This window comes from Paracoccus sp. (in: a-proteobacteria), assembly GCF_046289755.1.
GTDB lineage: Bacteria > Pseudomonadota > Alphaproteobacteria > Rhodobacterales > Rhodobacteraceae > Paracoccus.
The window spans coordinates 58,739-81,645 of record NZ_JBKBVD010000011.1 but is presented as its reverse complement, the minus strand read 5'-3'; the positions used below and the strand labels follow the sequence as shown (position 1 = coordinate 81,645).

Here is a 22,907-nt window from a genome sequence, read left to right as displayed (position 1 = left end):
CCCCGCGACGCGCGCCTCAGGTCGCGTGCCGGATCGCGTCGATCATCGCCTGCTGGGCGGGTGTGGGCAGAAAGCCCTCGCGCAGGGTCAGGCCGATGGGGCGCGGCTCTGACGGGCCGGGAAAGGGCAGTTCAGAGACGATGCCGCGCTGTATTTCGCGGGCCGCCTGCGCCTTCGAGATGCAGGCCAGGTGGTGACCGTCGGCGACCATCTCGCGCATCAGGATGACCGAGCCGGTCTCGATGATGCTGCCCGGTGGCGCAAGCCCGGCCTGACGGAACAGCGCCTCGAACTGGTCGCGCGTGGGGGTGCCCCGCCGCGGCACCAGCCAGGGCCGCTGCTGCATCTGCGCCAGCACCGCCGCCCCCCCCGCCAGCGGATCGCCCGGCCCGGCCAGAATGGCCAGCACATCGTCAAACAACCGCTCCTGCACCACGTCGTCCACCGGCAGCCGGTCGCGCAGCGCGCCGATCATCAGGTCGATCTCGCCCCGGCGCAGACCGGCCAGCAGGTCACGGTGAAGCCCGTCGATGATGCGGATCGGCTGAAGGGGCCGGGTCTTGCGGAACCGTGTCAGCGCCTGCGGCAGGATATGGGACCGCGACAGCGGCAGCGCGCCGATCACGATCTCTCCGACCTCGCGGCCCTGCGTCTCGGCCAGTTCGGCCACCGCCTGATCCAGCTCGGCAAAGGCCAGCCGGGCGGCCAGCGCCAGCGCCTGTGCCTGCCGGGTGGGGGTCACGCCAAGCGGGCTGCGCTGAAACAGCGCCCGCCCGACCGAGGCCTCGATGCCGGTGATGGCCCGGTGCACGGTCGGCTGCGCGATGCCCAGACTGTGGGCGGCCAGCGTGAAGCTCTGCGCCTCGGTCGTGGCGATCAGCGCGACCAGCTGCGCGCGCGTCGCGGTGATGGTCAGCCGCGGCGCGATGTCCGACATGGCCAGATCCAGCCGCGCCAGCGCACGCGAGATGCGGTGCTGCAGCAGCGCCCCCGCCTCGGTCGGAAACAGGCCCTGCGGGGTGCGGCGGAACAGCGGCGTCCCGGCGCCCTCTTCCAGCTTGGCCAGCGCCTGCGTCACGGCGGGTTGCGACACGAACCCCATCGCCGCCGCCCGCGTGACCGAGCCGCAATCCGCGACGCTGAGAAACACCCTCAGGTGCCGGAGGTTTCCGACCAGCATGCCGCCCTCTCGATCATGTCCAGCCGCGCGTCGATTCCGCCGCTGCGGTCGCGCAGTCCCAGTTCTCCGATGCGGCTCTGCCAACCGGCGGTGGCGCGGGCCATCCCGTCCGGCAGCCCCAGCGCGGCGACGGTCAGCGCCACCTCGCGCATCTCGGCGGCGCGGCGCGTGCCGTGCTGCATCATCCGCTCCAGATTATAGCCCGCCCGCACCGGCCAGTCGCCCGCCGGGTCCGAGGCCCGCAGCGAGGCCAGCACCTCATCCAGCACCCCGGCCCGCCCGGCAGCAAGGAAACACTCGGCCGTCAGCGCCTCGATCCCCTTGACCATGACCGAGCGGATCATCTTGACCGACGAGGCCGCGCCGATCTGCGGCCCCTGATAGCGATAGTCCATCCCCATGCGGTCCAGAAAATCCAGCGCCCCGTCCGGGCCTGCGATCAGCAGGGGGGTGCGGTGCAGGCGCGGATGGATCGGCGCCATGATCGCCATATCGACATAGGTGCCCCCCGCCGCCACGATGATCTTTGCCGCCGCGTGTTTGCTGCCGGGCGCGCAGGAATTGCCGTCATACCAGAACGTGCCGGGTGCCAGATGGGGGGCGCATTCACGGGCGGCGGCGACCGCCTGATCCGCTGTCACCAGACACAGCACGTGACGCGCACAGGCCAGTGCCGCCGCCCGATCCGGGGCGCAGATGGCGCCGGTTTCGGCGCATGCCAGACGGATCGCGTCCCCGCCGCCGCTGCCGGTCTTCACGTCAAAGGCCGCCACCCCGGCGGCCCGGCCCCATCCCTGCGCGATCGCCTGCCCGGCCTCGCCAAAGCCTATGAATGCGATGTCTGCGGGCATCCGATCCCTCCTGCTGTGCCGGCCCAGACTGCGGCAGCGCGCGGCCCCGGCAAAGTCGTCATAGCCAGATCTTATCATGGCATGCGCTTTTCTGAATTGAAATGATGCACTGTGGGATGTGACTTGCCGGGGACCCACCACGCCAAAGGAGCCCTCGTCATGGCCGCCCCCCAACCTGCGCCCAAGACCGCGCTTGTCCTCTCTGCCCATGCCGCCGATTTCGTCTGGCGCTGCGGCGGCGCCATCGCGCTGCACGCCGCGATGGGCTATCAGGTCACCGTCGCCTGCCTGTCCTTTGGCGAGCGGGGCGAAAGCGCGCGGCTGTGGAAAGAGGGCAAGGCGCTGGACGAGGTCAAGGCGATCCGCCGCGCCGAGGCCGAGGCGGCCGCCGAGGTGCTGGGCGTGCACCGGCTGGAATGTTTCGATCTGGGCGATTACCCGCTTGAGATGACGCGCGATCACAAGTTCCGGCTGGTCGATCTGATCCGGCAGGTCCAGCCGCGCTTCATGCTGAGCCATTCGCAATACGACCCCTACAACACCGACCACATGTACATGACGCAGGTGGCGCTGGAATGCCGGATGGTCGCGCAGGCCTGGGGCCACGCGCCGGGTCAGAAAGTGCTGGGTGCGCCGCAGATGTATCTGTTCGAGCCGCATCAGACCGAGCAGATGGGCTGGAAGCCCGACACTTTCCTCGACATCACCCCGGTCTGGGACAAGAAGCGCGCCGCGATGGAGCATATGAACGGGCAGGTTCATCTGTGGGACTATTACACCCGCGTGGCGCAGCAGCGCGCCAACCATTTCAAGCGCAATTCCGGCGGCCAGTCGGGGGGGCGCGACTGCCTCTATGCCGAGGGCTTCCAGTCGGTCTTTCCGCGCACCGTCGACGAGCTGTAAGGGGGTCCGCCGATGCCAGACCCCACCAACCCCTCATTCGACATCGCCCATCTGGGCCATGTCGAGATGCTGACCGACCGCTTTGACGACAGCCTCGATTTCTTCACCCGCGTCTATGGCCTCACCCTGTCGGGGCGTGATGCCGACAGCGCGTATCTGCGGGCCTGGGACGATTACGAGCATGGCACGCTGAAACTGACCCGCGCCGCCACGACCGGGCTGGGCCATATCGGCTATCGCACAGCCAGCCCCGAGGCGCTGGAGCGGCGGGTCGCCGCCATCACGGCCTCGGGCTACACAACGCATGGCTGGGTCGGGGGCGATGCCAGCCACGGCCGCGCCTTCCGGTTCGAGGACCCCTTTGGCCATCTGTTCGAGATCTATTATGATACGGTCTGGTTCACCCCGAAGCCGTCCGAACGCCCGGCGCTGAAGAACACCGCCAGCGCCTTTACCGGCGCCGCGCCGCGCCGTCTGGACCATGTGAACCTGCTGGCCGGGGATGTGACCGAATTCCGGCGCTTCATGGAAACCTGCCTCGGCGCCCGCGTGACCGAGATGATCCGGCTGGACAATGGGCGCATCGGCGGCTGCTGGTTCACGGTCAACAACAAGACCTATGATCTGGCCTGCACCGAGGATCATGTCACCGGGAACCATGCCAGCGGCCGCCTGCACCATGTCACCTATGCCACCGACCAGCGCGAGGACATCCTGCGCGCCGCCGACATCTTTCTGCAGAACGGCACCCATATCGAGACCGGCCCCCACAAGCACGCCATTCAGGGCACGTTCTTTCTGTATGTCTGGGAACCTGCGGGCAACCGGGTCGAGCTGGCCAATGCCGGGGCGCGGCTGATCCTGGCGCCCGACTGGCAGCCGGTGGTCTGGACCGAGACCGACCGCCGCAAGGGTCAGGCCTGGGGGCTGAAAACCATCGAGACATTCCACACCCACGGCACGCCGCCCCTTACGAAAGGCTGAACCATGGCCAAGGTCATCACCTCCATCCCGCGCGCCGATGCCGCGACCATCGCCGGGCTGGCCTGCGCCGGGGTCGCCACCGTGCACGAGGCGCAGGGCCGCACCGGCTGTCTGGCCAGCCATCTGCGCCCGATCTATCCCGGCGCGCGCATCGCGGGCAGCGCCGTGACCATCAGCGCCCCGCCGGGCGACAACTGGATGCTGCATGTCGCCATCGAACAGCTGCGGCAGGGCGATATTCTGGTGCTGGCGCCGACCTCGCCCTGCGATGCGGGCTATTTCGGCGATCTGCTGGCGACCAGCGCCATGGCGCGCGGCTGCCGGGGGCTGGTGATCGACGCGGGCGTGCGCGACATTCGCGACCTGACGCAGATGGGCTTTCCGGTCTGGTCGCGGGCGATCAGCGCGCAGGGCACCGTCAAGGAGACCCCCGGCTCGGTCAATGTGCCGGTCGTCTGCGGCGGGCAGGCGATCGCGGCGGGCGATGTGATCGTGGCCGATGATGACGGCGTCTGCGTCGTGCGTCAGGCCGATGCCGACCGCGTGCTGACCGCCGCCCGCGCCCGGATGCAGGCCGAAGAGGCCAAGCGGGTCCGGCTGGCTGCGGGTGAGCTGGGGCTGGACATCTACGACATGCGCGCACGGCTGGCGGCCAGGGGGCTGACCTATGTCTGAACATGATCGGCGGGGCATCCGCTGCCTGTGGATGCGGGGCGGCACCTCCAAGGGGGCGTATTTTCTGGCCTCGGACCTGCCTGCGGATGCGACCCAGCGCGATGCGTTGCTGCTGCGGATCATGGGCTCGCCCGACCCGCGCCAGATCGACGGGATCGGCGGGGCGGACCCGCTGTCCTCGAAAGTGGCGATCCTGTCACCCTCCACCCGGGCGGATGCGGATGTCGATTACCTGTTCCTGCAGGTCTTTGTCGATCAGCCGCTGGTGTCCGACGCGCAGGGCTGCGGCAATATTCTGGCGGGCGTCGGCCCCGCCGCGATCGAACGCGGGCTGGTGCCGGTGGCGGGCCCGGTGACGCCGGTGCGCATCCATATGTGCAACACCGGCGAGGTCGCCGTGGCCCAGGTCCGCACGCCCGGCGGGCAGGTCAGCTATGCGGGCGAGGCCGCCATCGACGGCGTGCCGGGGCATGCGGCCCCGGTCCCGCTGATGTTTCAGAACATCGAAGGCGCGATGACCGGCGCGCTGTTGCCGACCGGCAATGCGGTCGATGTGATCGCAGGCGTTGACTGCACGCTGATCGACAGCGGCATGCCCATCGTGGTCATGCGCGCGGTCGATTTCGGCCTGACCGGACAGGAAACCCGCGAGGCGCTGGACGCCGATGACGCGCTGAAGGCGCGGATCGAGGCGATCCGGCTGCTGGCCGGGCCGATGATGAATCTGGGCGATGTGCGCGACAAATCGGTGCCCAAGATGACGCTGGTCTCGGCCCCCGCGCAGGGCGGCACCATCAGCACGCGCAGCCTGATCCCGCATCGCGTCCATGCCACGATCGGGGTCTTTGCCGCCATCAGCGTGGCGGTGGCCTGCACGCGGCCCGGCTCACCTGCGGGCGGGCTTGCGCGTCTGCCGGAGGGCGGGCGTTTCGCCATCGAGCATCCCACCGGCGCGGTCGAGGTTCTGCTGGAACGCGACGATGCGGGCCGGGTCCTGCGGGCCGGAACGCTGCGGACGGCGCGCAAGCTGTTCGACGGGATGGTCTATCCCGGCTGAGCCCTGCTGCGGGCCGAGGATCACCGCGGTTATCGCCTTTCGTCACAGATGGGGATTGCCGCCCGCAGCGGCTGAATGCATCTTATCAATTGAATTATCACGGAATAATTTCAGAAATCGTCAGATTTTCTGATTGATTGACGCTATTCGCGCCTACAATTCCCCACGGGTAACGATGCAACACCTATAGCAAAAACTGATGCAAAGCGTGAAAGTTTGAATATGCGCGACCGGGGCGGACGATCTAGGTTGCCCTCACCATCGGCGCGTGGAGGCGCGACCCGTTCGACAGACCAGACAACAAGGGAGGATACCATGATCTCGATCCGTGATCTGACAATCGGCGCCGCGCTGACCGCAGGCATCGCATGGCCGCTGGCCGTGCAGGCGCAGGAACTGAAATTCGCGAATTTCTCGGCCCCCGGCCATACCATCACCGCCGCGGTGATCGACACATTGAACGACAGCCTGTCCGCAGCCACCGGCGGCGCCACCACCGTGCGCGGCTATCACGGCGGCGAGCTGGGCTCGGGGCCGAACGATCAGTATGTCCGGGTGGTGCAGGGCGTGGCCGACATGTCCTGGGGCTTGCCGGGCTATACCTCGTCGCAGTTTCCAAAGACGATGATCATCGAAATGCCCGGCGCGCTGCCGCTGGACCAGCCCGCCTATCCGGCGCTGCTGCGCGCGTTTCCCGATCATCTGGCGGGTGAGTATCCGGCCACCCGTCCGCTGGCATTGTGGGCGTCCGAGCCCAACATCTTCATCATGAAATCGGCCGAGATCCGCACCCCGGACGATCTGCGCGGGTTGAAGATCCGCGTGGCCGGGTCAACGGCAGGCGAGGCGATCGCGGCGCTTGGCGCGACGCCGGTGCAGATGCCGATGACGCAGGTGTATAACGGCTTGCAGACCGGGCTGATCGACGGCGCCATCTCGGGCGTCTCGACGCTGATCGACTTCAAGCTGGACGAGGTCGCCGACAGCTTTACGCTTGGCGCGAACATGGGGCGCCTGACGTTTTTCGCGGTCATGAGCCAGTCCAGCTATGACGGGCTGTCCGACGAGGCGAAAGCGGCGCTGGATGCCGTGGCGGGTGAAGAGCTGTCGAAATCGGCGGAAGAGGCCTGGCTGGCCACTGCCGCTGCCGCGCTGGAGGCCGCGCGGGCCGATGACCGCAATGTGGTGATCGACCTGACGCCCGAAGAGATGGCGGCCTTCGACGACGCACTGGCCCCGGTGACCGAAGCCTATATCGAGACGGTCGGCGGCGCCGACGCGCTGGCCGCAATGCGGGCCGAGTGATGCTGCCCGTGCTGCGTATCGTGACGGACAGGCTGATCAGCCTGTCCGCCCTGCTGGGCACCGTGGCGTTGCTGGTCGTGGTGGGGATCGTGCTGGTCGATGTGATCGGCCGGTCCCTGGGCCAGCCGCTTTACGGGTCGGTGGATATGACCACCATGGCCTTTGTCATCGTCATCTTTGGCGGCATGGCCCTGTGCGACCAGCAAGGCAGCCATATCGCGGTCGATCTGTTCGAGAGCTATTTTCCGGCGCGGATGAACCATGTCATCGACATCATCATCGACCTGCTGGGCGGCGTGGTCTTTCTGGTCATCGGCTATGCGGTCTGGCGCTCGGCGCAGCTCAGCGTGATGCTGAACCTGCGCACCAACCTGCTGGGCCTGCCGCAGGCGTGGTTTCAGTGGGTGCTTGTCACGCTGGCGGTGATCACCGGGCTGGCGCTGCTGCTGCGCGCGCTTGAGTTCATCATCGCAGGCACATCCGACCACAAAGCGAGGCCCGCCGAATGACCCCCGTTGCAATTGCCCTGTCGGGCACCACCGTCCTGCTGGTCCTGCTGGCGCTGCGCATTCCGGTGGCGCTTGCGCTGTTTCTGGTGGGCTTTACCGGTATCTGGGCGCTGAACGGGCTGAACGCCGCCCTTGGCCTGCTGTCATCGGAATCCTTCACGCTGGCCTCGAATGCCGAGTTGATCGTGATTCCGCTGTTCATCCTGATGGGCAACGTGGCCAGCGTCACCGGCATGAGCCGCCGTCTGTACGAGGCCGCCTATGCCATCGTGGGGCAGGTGCGCGGCGGGCTGGCGGCGGCGACCGTGATCGGCTGCGGCGGGTTCGCGGCGCTGTCGGGGTCGTCGGTCGCCTCGGCGCTGACCATGGGCAAGGTGTCGCTGGCCGAGATGGACCGCTATGATTACGATCCGCGCCTGTCGACCGGCGTGGTCGCGGCGGGTGGCACCCTGGGCATCCTGATCCCGCCCTCGACCGGCTTCGTCATCTACGCGATCCTGTCCGAACAAAGCATCGGGCGGCTGTTTCTGGCCGGGGTCATTCCGGGTCTGCTGCTGCTTGGCATGTTTCTGGCGACGGTCTGGGTGCTGTGCCTGATCTGGCCCCGGATGGGGCCGCGCGGCCCCGCCACCAGCATGGCCGAAAAGACCCGCGCCGTGCTGAACGCGCTGCCGATCATCGTGCTGACCCTGCTGACCATCGGCGGCATCTATGGCGGTTTCTTCTCGCCGGTCGAGGCGGCGGGCGTGGGGGCAGGCGCGGTGATCCTTGCGGGCTTCGCCACCCGGACACTCAGCGTCGGGCAGCTGTGGCGCGCCTCGCGCGACAGCATCGTTACCACGGCGGCGGTCATGCTGATCCTGATCGCGGCGCATATCTTCAACCCGTTCCTGGCGCTGAGCCACATCCCCGATTTCGTCAAGGAGGTCATCACCGCCGCCCAGTTGGGCCCCATCGGCACGCTGGTCATCATCCTGATGATCTATATGGTCCTTGGCGCCTTTCTGGAGGGATTCGCGATGCTGGTCCTGACCCTGCCGATCTTCGTGCCGATCGTCAGCGGCATGGGCATCGACCTGATCTGGTTCGGCGTGCTTGTGGTGCTGACGCTGGAGATGGGGCTGATCTCGCCGCCGGTGGGCATCAACGTCTTTATCGTGAAATCGGTGGCGCCGAAGGTGCCTCTGGGTCAGATCTTTGTCGGCGTGGCGCCGTTCTGGGTGGCGATGCTGATCACGCTGGCGATCCTGATCGCAGTGCCGCAGCTGTCGCTGTATCTGCCCGGCACGATGATCCGTTAGCGGGGATCCGTTAGCGGGTCGGCTCGCCCCCTGCCTCCGGCTGCGCCGCGATCGCGTCCAGATCGCGGCGCAGCCCGATCACCAGACCGCGCACCCATTGATGCATCGCATCGGCGTGGAAACGCGGCGGCCAGACCAGCGTGATGTCGAACCGCCCCGGAAACGGGCAGCGGGCGATGTGCAGCCCGCCGCCGATCTGCTGCGCCAGACGGCGCGGCACCGTCGCCACCAGCGTCGAGCCCGCCACCAGCCGCGACACGCCCGCCGGGCTGGGCACCATCAGCGCCGGGCGCAGCCGGTGCCCCGCCGCCTGCAATTCGGTGACATAGGGCGAGACCCAGTTGCCCTCATAGGTGATGTCGATCAGTTCCATCGCCAGATAGTCACTGATTCTCAGATCGCGGCCCGCCATCGGATGCGCCGGGTCCATCAGGCAGACATACTCCTCGCGGCACAAGCGGCTGACATAGGCGCCGCTCTGCGCCATCGGGCGCGGCCCGATCAGCAGATCAGAGGCGCCCTGCAGCATCCGCTCCAGCCCGGTGCCACGGGCATTGACGACCTCCAGTTCGATCCCCGGCGCCAGATGGCGCAGTTCGCGCACCAGCAGCGGCACGATCAGCAGGCGTTCATAATAGTTGCAGGCCAGCCGCAGCCGCTGGCGCGCATGGGCCGGGTCGAATTCGTCGGGCCGGGCCAGCCGCTCCAGCGTGGCCAGCATCGGGCGCAGCTGGGCGATGATCTGCTGGCAACGCTCGGTGGCGATCTGGCGCCCTTTTTCGCGCACGAACAGCGGGTCGTGAAACACGCCGCGCAACCGCTCCATCGTATAGCTGATGGCGGATTGATTGACCCCCAGCGCATCCGCCGCCGCGGTGAAGGACCCGGCATCATGGACGGTGCACAGCGTCCGCAGGGTGGCGAAATCGAGGCTGAGCGGATCGACGGGCGGTTTGCTCACCGGGACCTCCATCAAGAACACTGATGGGCACAATAAAGATGATCGCATTGATGGATAGTCAAGCACGCGCTAGCGTTTGCAGACAGCATGAAGGGGAGAGCATGCCGCACGCACCGGAAAACACCGACATCACCTTTGACCAGCTGGTTCTGGACCCCTATCCGCTGTATCGCCGGATGCGGGCCGAGACGCCGGTGATCCGCGTGCCTGCGGTTCAGCGCACCTTTCTGGTCAAGGCCGATGCGACCAAGATGGTCAAGGACGACCCCGAGCTGTTCAGCTCGGACGATCCGCGCACGCCGATGCAGCCGGCCTTTCGCGCCCATACGCTGATGCGCAAGGACGGCGCCGATCACCTGCGCGAACGCAAGGCGATCATGCCCGCGCTGACGCCCAAGGCGATCCAGTGCAACTGGGCGCCGCTGTATGAACAGCTGGCCGCCGACTATCTGGACCGCCTGCCCAAAGAGGGGCCGGTCGATCTGTTCACCGATCTCTGCGGCCCGATTGCCGCGCGCATTCTGGCGCATATTCTGGGCATCCCCGAGGCCACCGACGCGCAGATGATGCGCTGGTCGCAGGAGCTGATCGACGGCGCGGGCAATTTCGCCTGGCGCCCCGAGCCGTTCGAGGTCACCGACCGCGCCAATGCCGAGATGAACGCCCTGTTCGACACGGTGGTTGACCGGGTGCGGGCCACGCCCGACGCCTCGGCCTTTTCGGTGATGGTCAATGCCGCCGATCCGATCCCGGTCAGCCAGATCTACGCCAATATCAAGATCGCCATCGGCGGCGGCATCAATGAACCGCGCGACGCGCTGGCCACGCTGATCTATGGGCTGCTGACCAATCCCGACCAGCTGGAACAGGTCAAACGCGGCGATGATTGGGGCAAGGCCTTTGAAGAGGCCGTGCGCTGGGTCGCGCCGATTCAGGCCAGTTCGCGCCTTGTCACCCGCGACACGCAGATCGGCGGATATGACATCCCCAAGGGCGACACGGTGATGACCATTCAGGCCTCGGCCAACCGGGATGAGGACGTGTTCGGCGCCAATTCCCAGGATTTCTTCGTCTATCGCGACAAGAACCCGCATCAGTCCTTTGGCAACGGCCCGCATCACTGCGCGGGCGCCCATACCGCCCGCCGCACCGTGGGCAAGATCATGGCGCCGATGCTGTTCGAGCGCTTCCCGAACATGCGCCTGCCCGATCCGTCTGCCGTCCTGTGGCGCGGCTTCGGCTTTCGCGGTCCGGTCAACATGCCGGTCCTCATGGGCTGACCGGCCCCGATTTCCCGCCCATCCCCAGCCAGACAGACCCGCCAAGGAGGAAACCCGAATGGTGAAAGTCACCTTTATTGCCGCAGACGGACAGGCCACCACCGTCGAGGGCGACGCCGGCAGCAGCGTCATGCAGACCGCGCTGGCCCATGATGTCGACGGCATCGTCGGCGAATGCGGCGGCTCGATGATGTGCGCGACCTGCCATTGCTATGTCGACGACGCCTGGACGGACAAGACCGGCACCCGGCATCCCGATGAGGATGACATGCTGGAAGGCACCGCCAGCGAGGTGCGCGAAACCTCGCGCCTGTCCTGCCAGATCCGGCTGGACCCGTCGCTGGACGGGCTGGTCGTGCATCTGCCCGAAGAACAGTTCTAGAGCCATGGAACAGGGACCGATCGTCATCGTGGGTGCGGGTCAGGGCGGGCTGCAGGCGGCGGCCTCGCTGCGCCAGTCGGGCTATGAGGGCGCGCTGACCCTGATCGGCGACGAGCCGGGCCTGCCCTATCAGCGCCCGCCTTTGTCCAAGGCCTATATGGCCGACGGCAATCCCGAGGCGCTGCAGCTGCGCGCGGCCGAATTCTATGCCAGCCGCCAGATCACCTATCTGCCCGGCACCCGCGTCAGCGCCATCGACCGCGAGGATGCCCGCATCGCCACCACGGCAGGCGAGCTGCCCTATGGCCATCTGATCCTTGCGACCGGCGCCGCCAATCTGCGCCCGCCGATTCCGGGGCTGGAACGTGCGATGGACCTGCGCACGCTGGCCGATGCCAGCCTGCTGCGCGCGGTGATGGACAGGCCGCGCCGCTTTGCCGTGATCGGCGGCGGCTTTATCGGGCTGGAATTCGCCGCCGTCGCCCGCAAGGCCGGGCATCAGGTCACCGTGGCCGAGGCTACGGCCCGGCTGATGGGCCGCGCCGTCTCGCCGCAGATCTCGGCGCTGTTTCTGGACCTGCACCGCGCTCTGGGCAGCACCGTGCTGCTGGGCGATCCGGTGTCGGCTGTGGATGCGGGCGGCATGGCGCTGGTGGGCGGCACGCGCGTTGCCGCAGACACGGTTCTGCTGGCGGCGGGGGTGCATCCCAACACCGCGCTGGCCGAGGCGGCCGGGCTGGATTGCGGCAATGGCATTCTCGTGGACGGGCAGCTGCTGAGTTCGGACCCGCGCATCTCGGCGCTGGGGGATTGCGCCTGCTTTCCCGATCCGCGCAGCGGGCGGCGGGTGCGGCTGGAAAGCGTGCAGGCCGCGACCGATCACGCCCGCCACATCGCCGCGCGCCTGACCGGCAAGGCGCCGGGCGCCTATGCCGCGCTGCCGTGGTTCTGGTCCGATCAGGCCGATTACAAGCTGCAGATCGCCGGACTGGCCCAGCCCGAGGACCGGGCCTGCGCGATGGGCGATCACATCGCGCTGCGCTTTGACGCCGAGGACCGGCTGACCGCCGTCGAGACGGTCAACGCCGCCAAAGTGCATATGAAGGCCCGCAAGCTGCTGGCCGCGGGCGATCCGGTCAGCCCGGCCATGGCGCGCGAGGCGCTGACATGACCCGGTTCGTGCTGATCCCCGGCCTGATGTCGGATGCGACCGTCTGGCAGCCGCTGGCCGATGCGCTGGGGCCTGCGGCGCAGGCCGCCGATGTCAGCCGCGACGATACAATCGAGGCGATGGCGCAGCGCCTGCTGGACGAGGTTCCGGGCGATTTTGTGGCCATCGGTCATTCCATGGGCGGCCGCGTCGCGATGGAAATGGCCCGTCAGGCCCCCGCCCGCACCCGCGCGCTGGTGCTGGCCAGCACCGGCCATAACGGCGGCACCGAGGCCGAGCTGCCCCGGCGCCGCGCCCGGATCGCGCTGGCCCATCAGGGGATGGCGTTGCTGGCCGATGACTGGCTGCCGCCGATGGTGGCGCCCGCGCGGCGCGATGATGCGGATCTGATGGCGGCACTGCGCCGGATGGTGCTGCGCTTTGACCCCGAAACCCATGAACGCCAGATCCGCGCGCTGGTGGGCCGCCCCGATGCCGGCGCCTATCTTGCCGCGATCACCTGCCCGATCCTGCTGCTGGTGGGCGATGAGGACGGCTGGTCCCCCGAGGCGCAGCACCGTCAGATTGCAGCCCTCGCCCCCGATGCCAGCCTGCGGGTGATCGCAGGGGCGGGGCATTTTCTGCCGCTTGAGAAACCCGCCGAAACCGTCGCCGCCATCACCGGCTGGCTGACCCGGAAAGGATTTGCCCATGGCCCTCACGACTGACTCTGCCAGAACGATCGCGGCCACACCGCTGTTCGACCGCGACGCCAATCTGCGCGGCTACAAGCTGAACAAGATGGGCATGTCGCTTGGCCAGCCCGAAAACCGCGCCGCCTTCAAGGCGGACGAGCCTGCCTATCTGGCGCGCTTCGGGCTGGACGAGGCGACCCGCGCCGCCGTGAGCGCCCGCGACTGGCACGAGATGGTGCGTCTGGGCGGCAATCTGTTCTTCATCCTCAAGATCGCGGCGGTCGATCCGGTCCCGATCACCGCCATCGGCGCGGCGCAGGCAGGCATGACGCATGACGCGTTTCTGAAAGAAAGGCTGGGGAAATAATGGCACATCTTATCGGCGGGCTGGGCACCAGCCATGTGCCCTCGATCGGCGTCGCGCTGGATCGCGGGCTGGCGGAGGGCCCCGACTGGAAGCCGTTCTTTGACGGCTATGACTATGCGCAGGACTGGATGCGCCAGCACAAGCCCGACATCGCCGTGGTGATTTTCAACGATCACGGCAACAGCTTTTTTCTGGACCGCGTGCCGACCTTCGCGGTGGGCGTGGCCGACAGCTATGCCCCCGCGGACGAGGGCTGGGGCCCGCGCGCCATCCCCGATTTCCGCGGCGCCGCCGATCTGGGCTGGCATTTCGCCGATCAGCTGGTCTCTGCCCATTTCGACCCGATGATCTGCCGCGAGATCGAGGTGGATCACGGCCTGCAGGTGCCGATGGAGCTGTTCTGCGGCCGCCCCGAGGCGGGCGGCGACTGGCCGGTCAGGGTGCTGCCGATCTGGGTCAATACGATCCAGTTCCCGATCCCGACCCCGCAGCGCTGCTGGCAGATGGGCGAGGTGCTGCGCCGCGCCATCGACAGCTTTCCGGGCGATGACCGGGTGGTCATCATGGGCACCGGCGGGCTGTCACATCAGCTGCAGGGCACGCGCGCGGGCTTTCTGAACCCGGATGCCGACCGGCAATGGCTGGACACGATCGGCTCTGACCCCGACCGCTGGCGCAATATGACCCGCGAGGACTATGTCGAGACCTTCGGCTCCGAGGGGGCCGAGCTGATGATGTGGCTGGTCATGCGCGCGGCGATGAACCCGCAGGTCCATACCCGCCACAAGCATTACTTTGTCCCGGCCTCGATGACCGGGGCGGGCTGCGTCGTGCTGGAAAACGCCTGATGGGGTTCTTTCTGATGCGCTGCCTGCACCATCCGGGCATGGCCGAACGCCGCGATGCGCTGCGGGCCGAACACCGGGTCTGGGTCGGCTCGGGCGGGCGGGGGCTGGTCTCGGTGCTGATCGGGTCGGCGCTTTTGGGGGAGGATGGCGACAGCATCGGCAATTTCGGCATTCTTGAGGCCCGCAGCATCGGGGATGCCCGCCGCTTTGCCGAAGGCGACCCCTTCGCGGCAGCGGGCATCGTGCGTGACATCGACATCACCCCCCTGCCCGACGGGTTTCAGGCCGCCCGCATCACCGATCCCATGTCGCCCCGGCTGCAAGGGATCGCGGATGCCGGCTGACCGTTTGCGCCCGGCGCGCGCTCAGTGCCCGTCGCCGGGCTGCGCCACATTGCCGTGCAGCAGGCCCCGTCCGGCATAGACCCCGCCCGCCAGTTCCAGCGCGAAACGGTCGCGGTCCCGCTCGCGGACACTGTTCAGGATCTCGGCGGCGTCCTCGGGGCTGTCGCCCAGACGCATCAGCGCCTCGCGCCCCAGTTCCAGCGCGCTTTCAAAGGTCTCGCGGATCTGGAAATCGGCCCCGGCGGCAATCAGCTGCTGGGCATGGGCGCGGTCGAAGGCCCGCGCCAGAACCGGCACCAGCGGGTATTGGTGCTTGGTCAGTTCGACCATCCGCGTCACCGCCTCGCGGTCGCCCGCCGCCGCGATGATCAGGCTGACCTCATGCGCCCCGGCGGCATGCAGGATATCCATGCGCGCGCCGTCACCATACCAGACCTTGAAGCCGAACTCCTGCGCGTTGCGGATCGCCTGCGGGTCGGTGTCGATGATCGACAGGCTGTGCCCGCGTGCCAGCAAAGGCTGGCTGACGATCTGCCCGACGCGGCCAAAGCCGATCAGCAACACGCGGCCGGCAAGGTCATGCGCGGTCTCGACCCCCTCCATCGACGGGCCGGCAGCGGGCGCGAACCGGGCGTGCAGGAGGATCATCAGCGGCGTCAGCACCATCGAGATGATGATGATCGCGGTCAGGTTGGCGTTCCATTCGGGCGTCAGGATGCCGACCTGCGTGGCGGCGGCATAAAGGACAAAGGCGAATTCACCGCCCTGCGCCATCAGCACCGCACGCTCCAGCGCCTCGTCGCGGGGCGCCTTGAACACGCGCGCGACCAGATAGATCACCAGCATCTTCAGCACCATGAAGGCCGGGACGGAAATCGCGATCACGGCCCAGTTCCGGGCGATGATCTCAAGATCCAGCGCCATGCCGACACCCAGGAAGAACAGCCCCAGCAGCAGGCCCCGGAAGGGTTCGATATCGGCCTCGAGCTGGTGGCGGAACGAGGATTCCGACAGCAGCACCCCGGCCAGAAACGCGCCCATCGCCATCGACAGCCCGCCCGCATCCATCAGCACGGCAGCGCCCAGCACGACCAGCAGCGCCGCCGCCGTCATCACCTCGCGCGCGCCGAAGCGCGCCAGCAGCCGGAACATCGGGTCCAGCAGATAGCGCCCCGCGACGACCAGCGCGGCAATGGCCGCCAGCCCGATCGCCACGCTTTGCATGCGGTCGGCCAGTGTCGCCTCTTCTGCGCCGGGCGCCAGAAAGGCCACCAGTGCCAGCAGCGGCACGATGGCCAGATCCTCGAACAGCAGGATCGCGATCATGCGCCGCCCCGGCGGCAGGCCCATCGCCTGGCGTTCCTGCAGGATCTGCATGACGATGGCGGTCGAGGTCAGAACGAACCCGGTGCCAGCGATGAAACTGGCCTCGACCGGGTAGCCAAGCGAGATCCCGACCCAGACCAGCGCGAACATGGCCAGCGCGACCTGCAGCGCGCCCAGCCCGAAAATCTCGCCCCGCATCGACCACAGGCGCGAGGGCTGCATTTCCAGCCCGATGATGAACAGGAACAGCACCACGCCCAGTTCGGCGACATGGATGATCGCCTGCGCATCCTGAAAGACCCCCAGCCCGTAAGGCCCGATCGCCAGCCCCGCCGCCAGATAGCCCAGAACCGAGCCAAGCCCGATCCGGCGAAAGACCGGCACTGCGATGACCGCCGCCGCCAGCAGGATGACCACGGGACCCAGATCGAACGCGTGATGCGCGGCCTCGGCCGCCTGTGTCGGATCTGCCATCGGCCATCCTTTCAACTGCCATGCGGGAATCGCGAAGATCACCAGCAGGATAGAAAGTCCGGTTCGCGGCGGATAGCCGGTTTTCGCAGCCCCCGCCCCAAAGCATCGACGACGCAGGCTGCCGGAGGACCGCAGGCCGCCCGCCGCGCGCGCCGGGCCGTCAGGGTTCGACGAACCCGTGAATGGTCAGGCGGACATCCTCGGCCACGACATCGGGGCGATCGAACAGGAAGGCGCCGGTCTGCGACGACCCCGACGCGACATAGTCAAAACTGATGTCGCGGCCTTCGTCGCCGGCAATCGCGGCGCGGACGGTCACCCCGGCTGCGGTCGTTTCGCCGCGATTGGTGACGGTCACCATCATCAGGGTTTTCGCGCCCAGGGGCCGGGTCGACTGAACGCTGGCCTCAAGATCGGGCGGGCCTTCATCCCCGGTCACGACCTGGTAGGCCAGATAGATCATCAGCACCAGCACCGCCGCCGCCGCGACCGAGCCGACGATGATTTCGGCCAGCGGCTTTCGCGGCGCATCCTGCGCGCGATTGCTATCCCCGGCGCCGCTCACAGGATCAGCCTTGCGGCGGCCGCGCCGATCGAGGCGGGAAAGGCCAGCACGATGGCCAGCTTGCTTGCGGCCCCCATCGCCAGCCCCTCCAGCGAGCCGAAGATCCACAGCAGATAGAGGCTGAGCAGGATCGAGATCAGATAGCCCGGCAGGGTAAAGAACAGAAAGGCGCGCGGCGTTGTCAGATCGTCGGTCACCTTGCTGCCGCCCGCGAAGCCCAGTGAGAACACGAACCCATGCATGATCAGCAGCGACACGACGACCACGATCAGCGCCTGCAGATAGCCGATCTTGTAGGAAATCAGCACCATCTCTTCGGTCGGCGCGACATTCAGCGCCAGAAACAGCGCCCCGATCGCCATCAGCAACAGCTCTCGTGGATAGGTTTCGGTCACATCGCACCCGTCGGCGCCCCCGTCAGTGGCCGAGGCGCCAAACTGGCTGCGCGCCAGCAGGGCGCCGATCGAGGCCGGGACAAGCTGGACGGCGACCGCCCCGGTCACGTTGTCCAGATCCATTCCGGGCGTCATGATCCCCAGCATGTACAGAATGGCCGAGCAGGTCAGCAGCGCGACACCGACCGCAATCAGGCTGTCCCAGATCGCATCTGTCCAGCTCAGCGTCTCTTCAAAGCCCATCTGGCGCGCCAGCACGATCAGAAACGGGCAGGACGAGCACAAAAACAGCAACAGCTTCCACCGCTCGATATAGAGGCCGATGTTCCACAGCTCCATCGTCATCAGCATCGGCAGCGAAAAGATCAGTGCGCCGCCTGCCGCCCGGCCAATATCGCTGATCGCCCGCCGGTTGTCCGAGGCGGTCGGAGGCGCTGCCATCTGTCCATCGCGTGTTTTCATGCCCGGCTTTCCGACCCTGTGTCTGGTGATCCCTCGGCGCCCATGGCGCCGGATCTGTTCCCCATAATGCGTTTCGGGACCGGGCGCATCTTCACCTTTGTTCGGCCCGCCGCCAAGGCGCCGCATGGCCGGCGGGCTTGGCATTTGACCTCGGCGATCCTGCGACTAAGCTGCACCGGCAACAGGACCGGGGGAGCAGGATGGAATTACTGGCAAAGGCGACGGCGATTGTCGGTGGTGCGATGGTGGCGCTGCGGCGGTTCAATGCGCCCAGGACGCAGGCTGTCGGCACGGCACCGACAATCCCCGAGGCGCGCAAGCAGGGGATCATGACGCTGAAGATGCCCACCGCCAAAGGGTGGGAGGCCGGGCATGTCCCCTCGGCGGCGGCGGGGCTGCGGGTCAACGCCTTCGCCTCGGGGCTTGAGCACCCGCGCTGGATCGAGGTGCTGCCCAATGGCGACGTTCTGGTCGCCGAATCCAAAGAGCAGCCGCCCCCGCCGCGCACGCTGATGGACCGTGCCGCGCAGGCCACCATGCGCCGCGCCCGCGCGATCGGCATCAGCGCCAACCGCATCACCCTGTGGCGCGATGCCGATGGCGACGGCACCGCCGAAATCCGCGAGGTGTTTCTGCAGGATCAGAACCAGCCCTTTGGCATGGCGCTGGTCGGGGACACGCTGCATGTCGGCAATACCGATGGCATCGTGGCCTTCCCCTACACGCCGGGGGCCACACAGCTGACCGGACCGGGCCGCAAGCTGGTCGATTTCAAGCCGGGCGGCCACTGGACGCGCAGCCTGATCGCCTCGCCCGATGGCCGCAAGCTTTATGCCGGGGTCGGATCGCTCAGCAATATCGGCGATCACGGGATGGAGGCCGAAGAGGGGCGCGCCGCGATCTGGGAACTGGATCTGGCCAGCGGTCAGGCGCGTATCTTTGCCTCGGGGCTGCGCAATGCCGTCGGCATGGCATGGGAGCCTGCGACCAATGTGCTGTGGACGGTCGTGAACGAACGCGACGGGCTGGGCGATGAGACGCCGCCCGACTATCTGACCTCGGTGCAGGAGGGGGGGTTTTACGGCTGGCCCTATTGCTACTGGGGCAAGACCGTCGATGACCGCGTCACACAGGACCCGCAGCTGGTCGCCCGCGCGATCACGCCCGATTACGCGCTTGGCGGGCATACCGCGTCGCTGGGTCTGTGCTGGATGCCCGCAGGCACGCTGCCCGGATTTCCCGATGGCATGGTCATCGGCCAGCATGGGTCGTGGAACCGCTCGACCCTCAGCGGCTATCGGGTGGTGTTCGTGCCGTTCACCGATGGCAAACCGTCGGGCCCGCCGCGCGACATCCTGTGGGGCTTTCTGTCAGATGACGAAAAGACCGCCTATGGCCGTCCGGTCGGCGTCACGATCGGCCCCGACCGGACCTCGCTGCTGGTCGCGGATGATGTGGGCGACATCATCTGGCGGGTGACCGCGGCCTGATGAAACGGAACCGTCCCGCGCAGGTCTGCGCGGGACGGTCAGGACGGGCCATGCCTGCGTCTCAGCCCGCGCGGTAGGTGGCCAGCGCTGCGCGCACCCCCTGCCCGCGCAGCCGCGCAAGCTGACCCGCGAAGGCCGCACCCAGCCGCGGATCATCGGCCAGATCGCCAAAGACCGCGCGATGGCGCAGAAACGCCTGCGGGTCATCCTGCGCCGCCAGCGCGTGCGGCCGCAGGGTGGCGTGATGCTCGTCATTGGCCGCGATCGCCGCACCCGCCTCGGTCGTGCCCTCGCAATAGCGGCACCACAGCGCCAGTTCCAGCGCCAGACCGTCGATCCCCGCGCCCGCCGCCAGCCGGTCGCGCAGCGTCGGCAGGATGAATTTCGGCTGCCGGTTCGAGCCGTCAAAGCACAGCCGCGGGATGGTGTCCCCGATCCGGGGATTGGCAAAGCGGCGCATGATCAGATCCAGATAGGCGGCGTAATCGACCCCCGGAATGGGCGCCAGCGTCGGGATGATCTCGCGCGCCTCAAGCGCCCGCAGCCAATCCGCAATATCCGCATCTGCCATTGCGTCATGGACAAAGTGATGGCCCAGCAGCGCCGAGGCATAGGCGATCGCCGCATGCCCGCCATTGAGGATGCGCAGCTTCATCAGCTCGTGGCGGCTGACATCGGCGACGAATTCCGCCCCCACCGCCTCCAGCGCCGGGCGGCCCTGTGGAAACTTGTCCTCCAGCACCCATTGGCGGAACGGCTCGCACACCACCGGGGCGGCGTCGGTGATGCCAAAGCGAGAGGCCACCAGCGCGCGTTCCCGGTCGGATGTGGCGGGCGTGATGCAATCGACCATCGAGTTGGGAAACGCCACCTCGGCGGCGACCCAATCGGCCAGCGCCGGGTCGATCATCCGCGCCAGCCCGGTCAGCGTGCGGGCACAGACATGGCCGTTCTCCGGCAGGTTGTCGCAGGACAGAACCGTAAAGGGCGCCTGCTCTCCGGCCCGCCGCGCCTGCAACGCGGCCAGCATCATGCCGAACACGGTGCGCGGTGCATCCGGATTGGCGGCGTCATGCACCATATCGGGATGGGCCGCGTCAAAGCCGTCGGTCGTGGCATCGACGTAATACCCCCCCTCGGTGATGGTCAGCGAGACGATGCGGATCGCCGGATCGGACATGGCCGCGACCGTCGCTGCCGGATCGACCGGCACGTAATCCACCATCGGGCCCAGCACCTGCGCCGACAGGCCCGCCGGGTCCAGTTCGACCAGCGTGGTCAGCCAGTCCTGCGCGGCCAGCCGGTCGCGCATCGCCGCGTCGCCCGGTCGCACGCCCGCGCCGATCAGCGCCCAGTCATGGCCCTGCCCGGTGGCAAACAGCCGGTCCAGATACCACGCCATATGCGCGCGGTGAAAATTGCCCACCCCCACATGCAGGATGCCGGGGGTCAGGGCCGCGCGGTCATAGCCGGGGCGGGCCACATCGGGGGACAGTCCGGCCAGAGCGGCCTGTGTCAGAGGCGTGGTCATCATCATCATCCTTGCAGTGCCCCGGATGCCCGCAGCGGGCGGGGGCAGGTCATCGGTCGGCGGCGGCAGTCCGGTCTCCGGGGGCTGGGGGCTGTCAGCTCAGCCAGTTGCCGCCATCCACATTATAGGTCTGGGCCACGATATACTCTGCATCCGCGCTGGCCAGAAACACCGCCATTCCGGTCAGATCGGCGGCGGTGCCCATGCGCCCATAGGGGACGGCGGCGCCGACCTCGGCCTTTTTCTGACCCGGCGCCTTGCCCTCGTATCTGGCAAAGAAGGCATCGACGCCGTCCCAGTGTTCGCCATCGACCACGCCGGGGGCGATGGCGTTGACGTTGATGCCATGGGCGATCAGGTTCAGCCCTGCCGACTGGGTCAGGCTGATGACGGCGGCCTTGCTGGCGCAATAGACCGCGACCAGCGATTCCCCCCGCCGCCCCGCCTGCGAGGCCATATTGATGATCCGGCCCCCCTGCCCCCGCGCAATCATCGCCCGCGCGACGGCCTGCAGCATGAACAGCGTGCCCGACACGTTTACCGCCATGATGCGGTCGTAATCGGCGCGGGTGATGTCCGCGATGGGGGCGGCGGTGAACAGCGCGGCATTGTTGATCAGGATGTCGATGCCGCCGAAGGCCGCCGCGACCTCGGCCACGCAGGCGTCGATGCTGTCCTGCCGGGTCACGTCGAGGGCCACCGCAATGGCCCCCTCGCCCAACATATCCGCAGCCTTGCGGGCGGCGGGCAGGTCGATGTCGCAGATCGCCACCCGCGCGCCCTCGCGCAGATAGGCGCGGGCGAATTCCAGCCCGATGCCGCGCGCGGCGCCGGTGATCAGCGCGGTCTTTCCCGACAGCCTCATGCGATACGGTCCCCCGTTGCGTCAAATCGGTGCAGCTTGGTGATGTCGGGCGTCAGCCAGACGGTGTCGCCGTGATAGAGGTCGATTTCGCCGCCCGCCCGCACGGTGATCGTCTCGGCCAGCCCGGTGTCTTCGACGTAAAAGAACGTGTCCGATCCCAGATGCTCGCTGACGCCGATGCGGCCCTTCCATGCGCCCTCGGTGGGCGACACGGCGATATGTTCAGGCCGCACGCCTATGGTGGTGGCGCCATGTTCCGCCGCCACCGCGCCGGACAGCAGGTTCATCTTGGGGCTGCCGATAAAGCCGGCGACGAACAGGTTTTTCGGCGCGCGATACAGATCCATCGGGCTGCCCACCTGTTCGATCCGGCCCGCATGCAGAACCACGATCTTGTCGGCCATGGTCATCGCCTCGACCTGATCGTGGGTCACATAGACCATGGTCGTTTTCAGCCGGTTGTGCAGCTCGCTGATCTCCAGCCGCATCCCGACGCGCAGGGCGGCATCGAGGTTCGACAGCGGCTCGTCGAACAGAAACGCGGAGGGCTCGCGCACGATGGCGCGGCCAATGGCGACGCGCTGGCGCTGGCCGCCCGACAGGTTGCCGGGGCGGCGGTCAAGATAGTCGGTCAGGTTCAGCGCCTTTGCCGCCGCCTCGATCCGGCGGTTCTGCTCATCGGGCGCGATCCCGGCCATCCGCATCGGGAATGCGATGTTCTTGCGCACCGACATATGCGGGTACAGCGCATAGGACTGGAACACCATCGCCAGACCGCGCCTGGCGGGCGGCAGGGCGGTGGCGTCAGCCCCGTCGATCAGGATGCGGCCGCCCGATGTGTCCTCCAGCCCCGCGATCAGACGCAGCAGGGTGGATTTGCCGCAGCCCGAGGGCCCGACAAAGACCACGAATTCGCCATCGTTGATGTCCAGATCCAGCGGCGGGATCACTTCGACCTCACCGAATTTCTTGGTCACGTTCTCAAGGGTAATGCGTCCCATGGTGGT

Annotated in this window: 24 protein-coding genes; 15 read left to right on the top strand and 9 right to left on the bottom strand. The window is 67.5% G+C overall.

Annotation, left to right across the window (positions count from 1 at the left end; genetic code table 11):
• Positions 1 to 16 precede the first annotated feature (16 nt).
• Together ACK41U_RS06215 and ACK41U_RS06210 are read right to left on the bottom strand one after the other, a co-directional pair.
• Positions 17 to 1,180 carry a LysR family transcriptional regulator gene (locus tag ACK41U_RS06215; RefSeq protein WP_409677336.1) on the bottom strand — a complete coding sequence of 388 codons (1,164 nt, stop codon included), beginning with the start codon at positions 1,178 to 1,180 and terminating at the stop codon, positions 17 to 19.
• Positions 1,153 to 2,031: a DUF1932 domain-containing protein gene (locus ACK41U_RS06210; RefSeq protein ID WP_409677334.1), complete on the bottom strand. Its 879-nt coding sequence runs from the start codon at positions 2,029 to 2,031 to the stop codon at positions 1,153 to 1,155. Before ACK41U_RS06210 ends, ACK41U_RS06215 begins: the two co-directional genes overlap by 28 nt.
• A gap of 159 nt (positions 2,032 to 2,190) precedes the next feature.
• On the opposite strand from ACK41U_RS06210, the gene ACK41U_RS06205 reads away from it, so the two are divergent.
• The 7 genes from ACK41U_RS06205 (at position 2,191) to ACK41U_RS06175 (ending at position 8,765) form a co-directional block, all read left to right on the top strand.
• Positions 2,191 to 2,934, top strand: coding sequence for a PIG-L deacetylase family protein (locus ACK41U_RS06205; protein ID WP_409677332.1), 744 nt, complete (start codon positions 2,191 to 2,193; stop codon positions 2,932 to 2,934).
• A 12-nt stretch (positions 2,935 to 2,946) separates the two neighbouring features.
• Positions 2,947 to 3,918 (top strand): VOC family protein, encoded by a 972-nt coding sequence (locus ACK41U_RS06200; protein WP_409677330.1) that lies wholly within the window; start codon positions 2,947 to 2,949, stop codon positions 3,916 to 3,918.
• A 3-nt stretch (positions 3,919 to 3,921) separates the two neighbouring features.
• A complete protein-coding gene (locus ACK41U_RS06195) occupies positions 3,922 to 4,593 on the top strand; it encodes a 4-carboxy-4-hydroxy-2-oxoadipate aldolase/oxaloacetate decarboxylase (protein ID WP_409677328.1) in 672 nt (223 codons plus the stop codon).
• Positions 4,586 to 5,650: a 4-oxalomesaconate tautomerase gene (locus tag ACK41U_RS06190; protein WP_409677326.1), complete on the top strand. Its 1,065-nt coding sequence runs from the start codon at positions 4,586 to 4,588 to the stop codon at positions 5,648 to 5,650. Before ACK41U_RS06195 ends, ACK41U_RS06190 begins: the two co-directional genes overlap by 8 nt.
• 315 nt (positions 5,651 to 5,965) lie before the next feature.
• Entirely contained in the window at positions 5,966 to 6,955 is a 990-nt protein-coding gene (locus ACK41U_RS06185) for a TRAP transporter substrate-binding protein (RefSeq protein WP_409677324.1), read from the top strand.
• Positions 6,955 to 7,464 (top strand): TRAP transporter small permease, encoded by a 510-nt coding sequence (locus tag ACK41U_RS06180; protein ID WP_409677322.1) that lies wholly within the window; start codon positions 6,955 to 6,957, stop codon positions 7,462 to 7,464. The genes ACK41U_RS06185 and ACK41U_RS06180 overlap by 1 nt, the downstream gene beginning before the upstream one ends.
• Complete coding sequence (locus ACK41U_RS06175) at positions 7,461 to 8,765, top strand: TRAP transporter large permease (RefSeq protein WP_409677320.1); 1,305 nt, start codon at positions 7,461 to 7,463, stop codon at positions 8,763 to 8,765. Before ACK41U_RS06180 ends, ACK41U_RS06175 begins: the two co-directional genes overlap by 4 nt.
• Before the next feature lie 10 nt (positions 8,766 to 8,775).
• On the opposite strand, the gene ACK41U_RS06170 is transcribed toward ACK41U_RS06175, so the two are convergent.
• The gene (locus ACK41U_RS06170) at positions 8,776 to 9,726 is read right to left on the bottom strand and encodes a LysR family transcriptional regulator (RefSeq protein ID WP_409677318.1); all 951 of its coding nucleotides are present in this window, start codon (positions 9,724 to 9,726) and stop codon (positions 8,776 to 8,778) included.
• Between the two features lie 101 nt (positions 9,727 to 9,827).
• Here ACK41U_RS06170 and ACK41U_RS06165 point away from each other — a divergent pair, with 101 nt between their 5' ends.
• From ACK41U_RS06165 to ACK41U_RS06135, 7 genes are read left to right on the top strand one after another with little or no spacing between them, the layout of a single operon-like run.
• Positions 9,828 to 11,006 (top strand): cytochrome P450, encoded by a 1,179-nt coding sequence (locus ACK41U_RS06165; protein ID WP_409677316.1) that lies wholly within the window; start codon positions 9,828 to 9,830, stop codon positions 11,004 to 11,006.
• Between the two features lie 58 nt (positions 11,007 to 11,064).
• Entirely contained in the window at positions 11,065 to 11,388 is a 324-nt protein-coding gene (locus ACK41U_RS06160; RefSeq protein WP_409677314.1) for a 2Fe-2S iron-sulfur cluster-binding protein, read from the top strand.
• 4 nt (positions 11,389 to 11,392) lie between these two features.
• On the top strand, positions 11,393 to 12,559 hold the full coding sequence (locus ACK41U_RS06155; RefSeq protein ID WP_409677312.1) for an NAD(P)/FAD-dependent oxidoreductase: 1,167 nt from the start codon (positions 11,393 to 11,395) through the stop codon (positions 12,557 to 12,559).
• Positions 12,556 to 13,266: an alpha/beta fold hydrolase gene (locus ACK41U_RS06150; RefSeq protein WP_409677310.1), complete on the top strand. Its 711-nt coding sequence runs from the start codon at positions 12,556 to 12,558 to the stop codon at positions 13,264 to 13,266. Before ACK41U_RS06155 ends, ACK41U_RS06150 begins: the two co-directional genes overlap by 4 nt.
• Positions 13,250 to 13,600 (top strand): extradiol ring-cleavage dioxygenase, encoded by a 351-nt coding sequence (locus tag ACK41U_RS06145; RefSeq protein ID WP_409677308.1) that lies wholly within the window; start codon positions 13,250 to 13,252, stop codon positions 13,598 to 13,600. Before ACK41U_RS06150 ends, ACK41U_RS06145 begins: the two co-directional genes overlap by 17 nt.
• Positions 13,600 to 14,448 carry a class III extradiol dioxygenase family protein gene (locus ACK41U_RS06140; RefSeq protein WP_409677306.1) on the top strand — a complete coding sequence of 283 codons (849 nt, stop codon included), beginning with the start codon at positions 13,600 to 13,602 and terminating at the stop codon, positions 14,446 to 14,448. The genes ACK41U_RS06145 and ACK41U_RS06140 overlap by 1 nt, the downstream gene beginning before the upstream one ends.
• On the top strand, positions 14,448 to 14,792 hold the full coding sequence (locus ACK41U_RS06135) for a YciI family protein (protein WP_409677305.1): 345 nt from the start codon (positions 14,448 to 14,450) through the stop codon (positions 14,790 to 14,792). The genes ACK41U_RS06140 and ACK41U_RS06135 overlap by 1 nt, the downstream gene beginning before the upstream one ends.
• Positions 14,793 to 14,813: 21 nt before the next feature.
• On the opposite strand, the gene ACK41U_RS06130 is transcribed toward ACK41U_RS06135, so the two are convergent.
• From ACK41U_RS06130 to ACK41U_RS06120, 3 genes are all read right to left on the bottom strand, one after another.
• Entirely contained in the window at positions 14,814 to 16,592 is a 1,779-nt protein-coding gene (locus ACK41U_RS06130; RefSeq protein ID WP_409677303.1) for a monovalent cation:proton antiporter-2 (CPA2) family protein, read from the bottom strand.
• 160 nt (positions 16,593 to 16,752) lie between these two features.
• Entirely contained in the window at positions 16,753 to 17,157 is a 405-nt protein-coding gene (locus tag ACK41U_RS06125; RefSeq protein WP_409677301.1) for a hypothetical protein, read from the bottom strand.
• Positions 17,154 to 18,014, bottom strand: coding sequence for a TIGR02587 family membrane protein (locus ACK41U_RS06120; protein ID WP_409677298.1), 861 nt, complete (start codon positions 18,012 to 18,014; stop codon positions 17,154 to 17,156). Before ACK41U_RS06120 ends, ACK41U_RS06125 begins: the two co-directional genes overlap by 4 nt.
• 200 nt (positions 18,015 to 18,214) lie before the next feature.
• Here ACK41U_RS06120 and ACK41U_RS06115 point away from each other — a divergent pair, with 200 nt between their 5' ends.
• Positions 18,215 to 19,504 (top strand): PQQ-dependent sugar dehydrogenase, encoded by a 1,290-nt coding sequence (locus ACK41U_RS06115; RefSeq protein WP_409677296.1) that lies wholly within the window; start codon positions 18,215 to 18,217, stop codon positions 19,502 to 19,504.
• A 61-nt stretch (positions 19,505 to 19,565) separates the two neighbouring features.
• Here the strand turns inward: ACK41U_RS06115 and ACK41U_RS06110 are convergent, their stop codons facing one another.
• The 3 genes from ACK41U_RS06110 to ACK41U_RS06100 all read right to left on the bottom strand — a co-directional run bounded on the left by ACK41U_RS06110 (position 19,566) and on the right by ACK41U_RS06100 (position 22,901).
• Positions 19,566 to 21,038: a mannitol dehydrogenase family protein gene (locus tag ACK41U_RS06110; RefSeq protein WP_409677295.1), complete on the bottom strand. Its 1,473-nt coding sequence runs from the start codon at positions 21,036 to 21,038 to the stop codon at positions 19,566 to 19,568.
• Positions 21,039 to 21,129: 91 nt separating this feature from the next.
• Entirely contained in the window at positions 21,130 to 21,900 is a 771-nt protein-coding gene (locus tag ACK41U_RS06105) for an L-iditol 2-dehydrogenase (protein WP_409677293.1), read from the bottom strand.
• The gene (locus ACK41U_RS06100; RefSeq protein WP_409677291.1) at positions 21,897 to 22,901 is read right to left on the bottom strand and encodes an ABC transporter ATP-binding protein; all 1,005 of its coding nucleotides are present in this window, start codon (positions 22,899 to 22,901) and stop codon (positions 21,897 to 21,899) included. Before ACK41U_RS06100 ends, ACK41U_RS06105 begins: the two co-directional genes overlap by 4 nt.
• Between the last annotated feature and the right edge of the window lie 6 nt (positions 22,902 to 22,907).